At 68.4% G+C, this 3,513-nt stretch carries 1 protein-coding gene; it reads left to right on the forward strand.

What is annotated here, in order from left to right:
* A partial coding sequence (locus tag ACLEQD_RS39395; RefSeq protein WP_410391058.1) for an amino acid adenylation domain-containing protein occupies nucleotides 1–3,513 on the forward strand: 3,513 nt, incomplete at both ends.

Consider the following 3,513-nt stretch of genomic DNA (forward strand, 5'->3'; position numbering starts at 1 on the left):
GCTGGTGAACGGCTACGGCCCGACGGAGAACACGACGTTCTCCACCACGTACACGTTGACGCGTGACTCATCGCCCACCGCTTCGGTGCCCATCGGCAAGCCGATTGGGAACTCGACGGCGTATGTGTTGGATGCGCGTGGGGACGTGGCGGGCGTGGGCGTGCCGGGCGAGCTGTACGTGGGAGGCGAAGGCCTCGCATGGGGCTATCTCAACCGTGCGGACCTCACGGCGGAGCGCTTCGTGCCCAACGCCTTCAGCACGAAGCCCGGTGCACGGCTGTACCGCACGGGCGACAAGGCTCGCTGGAAGGAAGACGGCACGCTGGAGTTCCTGGGGCGCACCGACTTCCAGGTGAAGGTGCGCGGCTTCCGCATCGAGCTGGGCGAGGTGGAGGCGGCGCTCCTGAGGCAGGAGGGAGTCGCGGAGGCCACGGTAATCGTGCGGGAGGTGGGCGGCGACAAGCGGCTCGTCGCCTGGCTCGTGGCGAAGCCGGGCCAGAACATCGACCCAAAGGCGGTGGAGTCGGAGCTGCGCAGGCACCTGCCGGAGTACATGGTGCCGTCGTCCATGGGCGTGCTGGACGCGCTGCCGCTCACGGCCAACGGCAAGGTGGACCGCAAGGCCCTGCCTGAACTCGATACGGTCCGCTCGGAGCGTGAGTACGAAGCGCCTCGCACGGAGGCGGAGCGGAAGCTGGCGGCCATCTGGGCGCAGGTCCTGCGGGTGCCCAGGGTGGGGGTGAAGGATCACTTCTTCGAGCTGGGCGGTCACTCGCTGCTGGCCACGCAGGTGGTGTCACGGGTCCGTGCGGAGCTGGGAGTGGATCTCGCGCTCCGCGTCCTCTTCGAGGCGCCCGTGCTGGAAGTCCTGGCCGAGCGGCTGGGAACGGCCGCGCGTCCGCTGCCCTCGGCGCTGGAGCCTGCCGCGAGCGGTGGGGCAGCCCCCTTGTCGTTCGCGCAGCAGCGCCTGTGGTTCATCGATCAGTTGGAGCCGGGCAGCTCGCTCTACAACGTCCCCGTCGCGGTGCGCCTGGACGGCGAACTGGACGCGGGGGCCCTGGAAGATGCCCTGCGTGAAGTCGTGCGCCGTCATGAATCCCTGCGCACGACCTTCGAACTGCACGAGGGGCAGCCCGTGCAGCGCATCCGCGCCGACGCACGCCTTCCGATGGCGGAGGTCGACCTGGAGGGGTTCACTCGCGAGCAGCGGGAGGAAGAGGTCCGGCGCAGGCTCGGGTTGGAGCTGGCGGAGCCCTTCGACCTGAACAAGGGACCGCTCATCCGGGCCAGCCTGTTGCGGCTGGAGCGCACCGAGCACGTGCTGCTCATCACGATGCACCACATCGTGTCGGACGGCTGGTCGCTGGGCGTGTTGATCCGCGAGGTGGGAGCGCTGTACGCGGCCTTCACGGAAGGCCGTCCGTCGCCGCTGCCCGCGCTGCCCTTGCAGTACGCGGGGTATGCGGCGTGGCAGCGCGGCTGGTTGCAGGGAGAGACGCTCCAGAAGGAAGTGGACTTCTGGAAGAACAAGCTCGCCGGAGCCCCGCCGGTGCTGGAGTTGCCCACGGACCGTCCGCGTCCGGCGGTGCGTGGCAACGCCGGAGCGGTGCACACCTTCGTCTTGCCGTCATTCCTGGCGCAGCGGTTGAAGGCGCTCGCTCGGGATGAAGGTGCGTCGCTGTACATGGTGCTGCTGGCCGGGTGGCAGGCGCTGCTGTCGCGCTACTCGGGGCAGACAGACATCAGCGTGGGCTCGCCCATCGCGGGCCGCACGCGGGCGGAGTTGGAAGGGCTCATCGGCTTCTTCGTCAACACGCTGGTGCTGCGGGCGCAGGTGGATGGGGAAGCAACCTTCCGTGAGCTGCTGAAGCAGGTCCGGGGCACGGTGCTGGAGGCCTACGAGCACCAGGAGGTGCCGTTCGAGAAGCTGGTGGAGGCGCTGCATCCGGAGCGCAGCCTGAGCCACACGCCGCTCTTCCAGACGATGCTGGCGTTGCAGAACACGCCCGAAGGAGAGGCGCGGCTCCCCGGGCTGACGATGAAGCCGCTGGAGCTGGAGCTCCGCACGTCGAAGTTCGACGTGAGCGTCTACTTCACGGAGACGCCGCAAGGCCTGAACGGGTCGGTGGAGTACAGCACCGACCTGTTCGAAGCACAGACGGTGCGCCGGATGGTGGAGCACCTGCGCATGCTGCTGGAAGGAGTGGTCGCGAAGCCGGAGGAGTCGGTAGGCCGGCTGCCACTGCTCACGCCCGCGGAGCGCCAGCAGGTGCTGGTGACGTGGAACCAGTCGCAAGCGGAGTACGCACGCGACACGACGATTCCGCGACTCTTCGAAGCGCAGGCGAAGCGCACGCCCGAAGCCGTGGCGGTGGTGAGCGGCAAGCAGCGGCTGACGTACCGGGAGGTGGAGGCAAAGGCGAACCAACTGGCGCACCGGCTGCGCAAGCTGGGCGTGGGCCCGGAGTCGCGAGTCGGCCTGTGCGTGGAGCGCACCGCGGACGTGGTGGTGGGGACGCTGGGCATCCTGAAGGCGGGCGGCGCGTACGTGCCGCTAGACCCGAGCTACCCGAAGGAGCGGCTGGGCTGGCTGTTGGAAGACGCCCAGGGCCCTGCGCTGGTGGCGCATTCGCACTTGCTGGAGTCGTTGCCCCCCTTCAGTGCGCAGGCGGTGTGCCTGGACACTGACGCGACATTGGCCATGGAGCCGAAAGAGGCGCCGGAAGCAGGTCTGAGTCCGGAGAATGTGGCGTACCTCATCTACACGTCGGGAAGCACGGGCCGTCCGAAGGGCGTGGCGGTGACGCACCGGAACGCCGTGGCCTTCCTGGCGTGGGCGACGGAGACGTTCACACAGGAAGAGACGAAGGCGGTGCTCGCGGCGACGAGCCTGAACTTCGACCTCTCCGTCTTCGAGCTCTTCGCGCCGCTGGTGCGAGGCGGCAGCGTGGTGGTGGTGCGCAATGCGCTGCATCTGGCGGAGGAGAAGCCCGAGGCGGAGGTAACGCTCATCAACACGGTGCCGTCGGCGATGGCGCAGTTGGTACGGCTGAATGCAGTACCGCCGTCGGTCCAGGTCATCAACCTCGCGGGCGAAGCGTTGCCGGAGACGTTGGCGAGGGCCGTGTACGCGGTGCCGACGGTGAAGAAGCTCTACAACCTGTACGGCCCGTCGGAGGACACGACGTACTCGACGTGGTCGCTGGTGGGACGCGCAGAGGTTCCGAACATCGGCCGGCCCCTCACCAACACGCGGGCATACGTGTTGGACAAGTACCTCCAGCCAGTGCCGGTAGGCGTGGCCGGAGAGCTGTACCTGGCGGGAGAAGGCCAGGCGCGCGGCTACCTGCTGAGGCCGGAGCTGACGGCGGAGAAGTTCCTGCCGGAAGTCTATGGGCCCGCGGGCAGCCGCATGTACCGCACGGGGGACCGGGTGAGGTACCGGGCGGACGGAGTGCTGGAGTACCTGGGCCGGGTGGACTTCCAGGTGAAGGTGCGAGGCTTCCGCATCGA

The organism is Corallococcus sp. 4LFB (assembly GCF_046520365.1).
Taxonomy (GTDB): domain Bacteria; phylum Myxococcota; class Myxococcia; order Myxococcales; family Myxococcaceae; genus Corallococcus; species Corallococcus caeni.